Source organism: Gemmatimonadales bacterium (assembly GCA_030697825.1).
In the GTDB taxonomy this organism is placed as follows: Bacteria; Gemmatimonadota; Gemmatimonadetes; order Gemmatimonadales; family JACORV01; genus JACORV01.
In genome coordinates, this window is record JAUYOW010000251.1 from 1 (window position 1) to 6,308 (window position 6,308).

General features: G+C 69.7%; 10 protein-coding genes. All 10 read left to right on the forward strand.

Going from position 1 to position 6,308, the window contains the following annotated elements; all coding sequences use genetic code 11:
* Positions 1 to 2,498, forward strand: a 2,498-nt coding sequence (locus tag Q8Q85_12785; protein MDP3775130.1) for a protein kinase, incomplete at its 5' end; no start/stop codon positions are given.
* 59 nt (positions 2,499 to 2,557) lie between these two features.
* Complete coding sequence (locus Q8Q85_12790; protein MDP3775131.1) at positions 2,558 to 2,788, forward strand: hypothetical protein; 231 nt, start codon at positions 2,558 to 2,560, stop codon at positions 2,786 to 2,788.
* Complete coding sequence (locus tag Q8Q85_12795) at positions 2,785 to 3,243, forward strand: hypothetical protein (GenBank protein ID MDP3775132.1); 459 nt, start codon at positions 2,785 to 2,787, stop codon at positions 3,241 to 3,243. The genes Q8Q85_12790 and Q8Q85_12795 overlap by 4 nt, the downstream gene beginning before the upstream one ends.
* 160 nt (positions 3,244 to 3,403) lie before the next feature.
* Positions 3,404 to 3,655 (forward strand): type II toxin-antitoxin system VapB family antitoxin, encoded by a 252-nt coding sequence (locus Q8Q85_12800; protein MDP3775133.1) that lies wholly within the window; start codon positions 3,404 to 3,406, stop codon positions 3,653 to 3,655.
* A gap of 3 nt (positions 3,656 to 3,658) precedes the next feature.
* The gene (locus Q8Q85_12805) at positions 3,659 to 4,051 is read left to right on the forward strand and encodes a type II toxin-antitoxin system VapC family toxin (GenBank protein MDP3775134.1); all 393 of its coding nucleotides are present in this window, start codon (positions 3,659 to 3,661) and stop codon (positions 4,049 to 4,051) included.
* Positions 4,052 to 4,143: 92 nt separating this feature from the next.
* On the forward strand, positions 4,144 to 4,446 hold the full coding sequence (locus tag Q8Q85_12810) for a hypothetical protein (protein ID MDP3775135.1): 303 nt from the start codon (positions 4,144 to 4,146) through the stop codon (positions 4,444 to 4,446).
* Positions 4,433 to 4,873, forward strand: a complete 441-nt coding sequence (locus Q8Q85_12815; GenBank protein ID MDP3775136.1) for a type II toxin-antitoxin system VapC family toxin — start codon at positions 4,433 to 4,435, stop codon at positions 4,871 to 4,873. The genes Q8Q85_12810 and Q8Q85_12815 overlap by 14 nt, the downstream gene beginning before the upstream one ends.
* 89 nt (positions 4,874 to 4,962) lie before the next feature.
* A complete protein-coding gene (locus Q8Q85_12820; GenBank protein ID MDP3775137.1) occupies positions 4,963 to 5,157 on the forward strand; it encodes a hypothetical protein in 195 nt (64 codons plus the stop codon).
* Entirely contained in the window at positions 5,154 to 5,723 is a 570-nt protein-coding gene (locus tag Q8Q85_12825) for a nucleotidyl transferase AbiEii/AbiGii toxin family protein (GenBank protein ID MDP3775138.1), read from the forward strand. The genes Q8Q85_12820 and Q8Q85_12825 overlap by 4 nt, the downstream gene beginning before the upstream one ends.
* A 124-nt stretch (positions 5,724 to 5,847) precedes the next feature.
* Positions 5,848 to 6,308, forward strand: a 461-nt coding sequence (locus tag Q8Q85_12830; protein ID MDP3775139.1) for a serine/threonine-protein kinase, incomplete at its 3' end; no start/stop codon positions are given.

A 6,308-nucleotide genomic window follows, 5' to 3' on the forward strand; every position in this document is an offset into this window, starting at 1 on the left:
AGCGGTTCCTGGCCGAGATCAAGACCACCGCCAACCTCCAGCACCCGCACATCCTGAGCTTGTTCGACTCGGGCGAGGCCGACGGCCTCGTCTTCTATGTGATGCCCTATGTCGAGGGCGAATCGCTTCGAGACCGGTTGACGCGCGAGAAGCAGCTCCCGGTCGAGGACGCGGTGCGGATCGCGCGCGAGGTGGCCGACGCACTGGAGTACGCGCACGGCCACGGCATCGTGCACCGCGATATCAAGCCCGAGACCATCCTGCTGCATGGCGGGCACGCGATGGTGGCGGACTTCGGCATCGCGCTGGCCGCCTCGCGCAGTGAGGGCGGCACGAGGATGACCGAGACCGGGATGAGCCTCGGCACGCCGCACTACATGGCGCCCGAGCAGGCGATGGGGGAGCGGGAGATCACGCCCAAGGCCGACATCTATGCGCTGGGGTGCGTGCTGTACGAGATGCTGACGGCCGAGCCGCCCTTCACGGGCGCGACGGCGCAGGCGATCATCGCCCGGGTGATGACGGAGGAGCCGCGTTCGCTGACGCTCCAGCGCAAGACGATCCCGCCGCACGTGGAGGCGGCGGTGCAGTGCGCGTTGCAGAAGCTGCCGGCGGACCGGTTCGCCTCGGCGGCGCAGTTCGCCGAGGCGCTGGGCAAGACCGACTACGCCAGGCCGGCGACGCGTGCGGGGACAGCCGCCTCGCGCGCCGTGGCGCGTACGACGGCAGGGCAGCGCGTGCTGCGCGGTGTGCCGTGGCTGCTCGCCGTGGCGGGTATCGGCACGAGTGCCTGGCTCGTGACCCATCAGCCGCGGCCGGTGCCGCCGCCGGCCGAGCGCTTCACCCTGAGCTTCGGTCGCGGCGCCGCGGCGACGGACGCGACCGGCTCGCCGATCGCGCTGTCGCCGGACGGATCGCGGATCGTCTACCTGGGCCAGGACTCCGCGGGCGCCCGGCACCTGTTCCTGCGCGGACTCGACCGCGTGGACCCCGTACCGATCCCGGCAACCGTCGATGCGATCCAGCCCTTCTTCTCCCCCGACGGCCAATGGCTCGGCTTCGTCCAGGACAACAAGCTCCGCAAGGTCGCGCTGGCCGGCGGGGCCGTGGTCACCATCTGCGACGCCAGTGGCGCGTTCTACGGAGCCTCGTGGGGTGACGGCGACGTGATCGTGTTCAGCCAGGCCGGACGAGTGCGGCGGGTACCCGCGGCCGGGGGCCAGCCGACGGACGTCGCGGTGCCCGATTCATCGCGCCGCGAAGCCTACCGGTTCCCGGAGCTGCTGCCCGGCGGGCGTGCCGCGGTGTTCACGGCCATCACGGACTCCGGCCCGAGCCTGCGGGCGGTCACGCTCCGGGACAGCGTCGTGACGCCGCTTGGCCAGCGGGGGATGAGCCCACACTACGTGGACGGCGGATACCTGGTGTACGCCGAGCAGGACGGCACGCTGTTCGCGGTGCCGTTTGACGCGCGGCGCCTGCGCCTCACCGGCGCGCCGCAGCCGATCACCGACAACGTGCGGCTGGGCCCCGCGCAAGTCGCCAAGCTGGGGATCGCGCGCACCGGTTCGCTCGCCTATCTGAGTGGCTCGGCCGCCCAGTCGGAACTCGTCCTGGTGGACCGTGATGGTCGCGCGCAGTCGCTGCCGGCCGCCCCGGCCAGGTATGCAGGACCACGGTTCTCCCAGGATGGTCGCCGCATCGCCGTGACGATCCAAGACCTTGGTCGTCGCGCGTCCGGGACCTTTCCCGGTGACGTCTGGGTGTGGGACCTCGGGGCGCACAACTTCCAGCGGATCACCTTCGACACGGCGAGCTCCGACGCGGAATGGATGCCGGACGGCCGCCGACTGGTCTACGGTCGCCAGTCGGCTGCCGGCGGGATCGCCCTGTACACCATCGTGACCGACGGCAGCGGCCGGCCGGAGTCGCTGCTGACGCGGCCAAGCCCGACTTTTGAGTCCAGCCCGACGCCCGACGGCCACCGGCTGGTGTTCCGCGAGTCGCACCCGCAGACGGGCCGCGACATCTGGATCATGCCCGTGGACAGCCCGCAGGCCGCGCGGGCGCTCCTCGTGACGCCGTTCGACGAGCGCAACCCCGCAGTGTCGCCCGACGGCCGGTGGCTGGCGTACGCCTCGAACGAGACCGGCGCGTCGGAGATCTACGTTCGCAACCTCGCGGAAGGGAGTGGGCGTACGCGGGTCTCCACCGGTGGCGGCGCCGAGCCGCGCTGGGCGCGCAGTGGCCGCGAGTTGTTCTTCCGGAGCCGCGATTCCGTGTACGTGGTGCCCGTCACGCCGGGACCGGAGTTCCGTGCCGGAGCGCCGCGCGCGCTGTTCGGCGGCCGGTTCACGACCAGTAACGTAACGAACTGGGATGTGGCCCCGGATGGCCAGGGGTTCGTGATGGTGCGCACGCCGGAGGCCGCGCTGGAGGGGACGCCGCTGAACGTTGTCCTGCACTGGTTCGACCAGCTGCGCTCGCAACGGCGGTGAGCGAATGACGGACGCCGTAGCCGCTTGCCGCACGGCCCTCCGGCCGTAGATTCGCAACGGTGAGCGACGACACCCCCCAAGCCCGCGCCGCCGCGCGCCGGAACTGGCAGGCGCACGTCTATCGCCTGGGAGAAGAACCGCCCGGCGACGACCTCTCGGCCGTCACGACTCCCGAGCAGCGACTCGAGATGGTCTGGGAGCTGACCGCCTGGATGTGGGAGTTGTCCGGCCAGCCGCTGCCGTCGTATTCCCGCGCCGAGATGCCCATCCGCGTGATCCGTCGCTCGTGAGAGACGATTGGACTGACCTGCTGTTCGCGCTGCTGGATGCCGAGGTGCGCTTCCTGGTTGTGGGCGCACACGCGATGGGCGTCCACGGCGTGCCGCGCGCCACGCGAGATCTCGACGTCTGGGTGGAGCCGTCGCACGGGAACGCCGAGCGGGTATGGCGTGCCCTCACCGCCTTCGGCGCGCCGCTCGACGCCCTGCGCCTCGAGCAGACCGATTTCGCTGATCGCGCAACCGTGGTGCAGCTCGGCGTGCCGCCCGTCCGGGTGGATGTGCTGACTGACATTTCCGGCGTTCCGGACTTCGCCGCTGCCTGGGCAGCACGCAGCGAACACGACGTACATGGGCGTTCGGTACCGTTCATCGGGCGCGAAGCCCTGATCGCCAACAAACGTGCCTCTGGACGGCCCAAGGACCTCGCGGACCTCGACGCCCTCGGCGAACTGCCTCGCGCCTGACCGACACCTCGCGCCTGGCCACCGCGCTCGCGGACCGCTACGTCATCGAGCTGGAGCTGGGCGCGGCGGTATGATTGCAAGCATGGGTGGCATGGCCATCGCCCTTGCGTTGGGGCAATGTCCTGTCTAGAGTTACATACCAGTTTATAGAAAGCTAGACATGGCTATCAGTATCAAGGATCCGGAGACCGACCGCCTGGCACGCGCCCTCGCCGCAGCCACCGGTGAGTCCCTGACCGAGGCGATCCGCCGTGCGCTGCGCGACCGCCTCGAACGGGAATCGCACCGATCTCGCCGAGGCATCGGCGTCGAAGTCCGGCGCATCCAGGAGCGCCTCGCGAGTTTGCCGGTGCTCGACCGACGCTCGCCCGAGGAGATCGTGGGCTACGATGAGCACGGCCTCCCGCATTGACCGATGGTCATTGATACCTCGGCCATGCTGGCGATCCTGATGCACCAGCCCGCAGCGGATCGGCTGGTGTCGGCGGTGGAGGCCGACCGCACCCGCCTGGTGTCCGCGGCAACCGTCGTCGAGGCGTCACTGGTCCTCCTGGGTCGCTACGGCGAGGCGGGCGATCCCCAACTCGATCGGCTGCTGCGGAGCATCGGCGCGGAGGTCGTGCCGGTCGGCGAGGAGCAGGTGGCGCTCGCCCGCGATGCCGCGCTGCGGTTCGGGCGCGGCCGGCATCCGGCGGCGCTGAACTTCGGCGGCTGCTTCAGCTACGCCCTGTCGGTGGCGCGGGGCGAGCCGCTGCTGTTCGTGGGTGACGATTTCTCGCAGACCGATGTCGAGGTGTGCCGGTGGTAGGTCGATCTTCGGGAACGGCGCTCGCTGACCGCTGAGCGCGCCCGGGCGCGCCGCGAGTTGCGGCGGCGGGGCCTGTCGCTTATCATGATGTCATGAAAGCACGTCATGATCTGCCCCGGAAGGCCGGCCGCGTGGCCGAGCCCGTGCAGGTCTACCTGGAGCCCCCGGATCGGGAGCGACTGGAACGGCTCGCGTCCCACCTCGATGCGACCAAGTCCGATGTGCTGCGTCGCGGGCTCGAAGCCCTCGAGTCGCTGATCCGCCGGCCGGCCTCGCGCAAGCCGGCGGTCGGGCCGCTGCCGGTCTTCAAGGGTGGGCACCTCCAGCCCGGCGTGGACCTCGACGACACGGCGAGCCTGCTCGACCTGATGGAGGGGGGCGATGCGGCTCACTGATGTCAACATCCTTGTCTACGCGTTCCGCGCCGCTGCGCCCGATCACGCCGCACATCGGGCGTGGCTGGACGCGATGGTGGGGTCGGCCGAGGCCTACGCAGTGTCGGATCACGTGCTCGCAGGGTTCCTTCGTATCGTGACGCATCCCCGGGTCTTCCACCCGCCGACGCCGCTCGAGCCGGCGCTCGCGTTCGCGCACGCGTTCCGGGAACGGACGAACGCCGTCCCCCTCGCGCCCGGCGCGCGCCACTGGAGCATCTTCACCCGGCTGTGCCGGGAGGCTGAGGCACGCGGCAACCTGGTACCGGACGCCTGGCTGGCCGCCCTCGCCATCGAGTCCGGCTGCGAGTTCGTGACGACGGACCGCGACTACGCCCGCTTCCCGGGGCTGCGCTGGCGGCATCCACTCGATCGGGCGCATTCTTGACGCCGATGCCCGACACCGTCCGCCTCATGGAGCAGGATTGGATCGCTGCCGCCTTGTTTGTGCCAGACCAGCGTACCACTATTTGAGTCATGCCATCGGTGCTCGACCTCGAGTTGACGCGGCTCCGCGCCATGACCGCTACCGAGAAGGTGGCGAGCATGCACGCGCTGTGGCGCCAGGCGTGGTCCCTCACCTCGGCCGGGGTCCGGGCTCGTCACCTGGAGTGGTCTCCCGAGCAGGTCGAGGCGGAGGTCCGGGAGATCTTCCGCCGCGATCCGCAATGACCGATGCGAGTCTCATCGCGCTCTTCGTTCGACCCCTCAACCAGCTTCGCATTCCCTACATTGTCACGGGCGGCGTGGCGTCGGTCGTCTATGGCGAGCCGCGGTTCACCCGCGACATCGACCTCGTGATCGAACTCCGACCGCGAGACGCCCGGCGGTTCGCCGAAGCCTGGTCCGCCGAGGAGTTCTACGTTCCCCCGGTGGAAGTGATCGAGGAAGAGAGCGGGCGGGCGGCACACGGGCATTTCAACGTTATCCATCACCAGACGGCCATGCGGGCGGATGTCTATCTGGCGGGCAGCGATGCGCTCAATGCCTGGTCATTCGCGCACAAGGCCGTGAGGCGCATCGAGGATGACGACGTCTTCCTGGCGCCGATCGAAGCCGTGATGCTGAGCAAGCTTCGCTACTATCAGATGGGCAAGTCGGATCGCCATCTGCGTGATATCCATCAGATGCTGCGCATCAGCGGAGACCTGGTGGATCGTCCGGAACTCGAGCGCTGGGCCGCGCGGCTCGGGGTCGAGGGCGAATGGAAGCAAGCCCAGGACTTCCAGGAGCCGTAACGGGGTGCCGATCGCCAGGCGCCTCGTATCCCCGAGCACGCGCCCTGCCTGACCGAGACTGGCCGGCCCCGGTCAGGGCCGGTATGTTCGTTCCGCCCTTTCTCCTTCCTTCAGAGGCACCAGTTTGACGGACGCCGTGCAGCGCCTGTCGGTTGCCCTGGCCGACCGCTACGTGATCGAGCGCGAGCTCGGCGCGGGCGGCATGGCCACCGTGTACCTCGCGCACGACGTGCGCCACGACCGCAAGGTCGCGCTCAAGGTGCTGCGGCCCGAGCTCAGCGCCATCCTCGGCGCCGAGCGGTTCCTCGCGGAGATCAAGACCACCGCCAACCTCCAGCACCCGCACATCCTCTCGCTCTACGACTCGGGCGAGGCCGACGGACTGGTCTTCTACGTGATGCCGTACGTCGAAGGCGAGAGCCTGCGCGACCGACTGACGCGCGAGCACCAGCTGCCGGTCGAGGACGCGGTGCGGATCGCGCGCGAGGTGGCCGGCGCACTCGACTACGCGCACCGGCACGGCGTGGTGCACCGGGACATCAAGCCGGAGAACATCCTGCTGCACGACGGCTCGGCGCTGGTCGC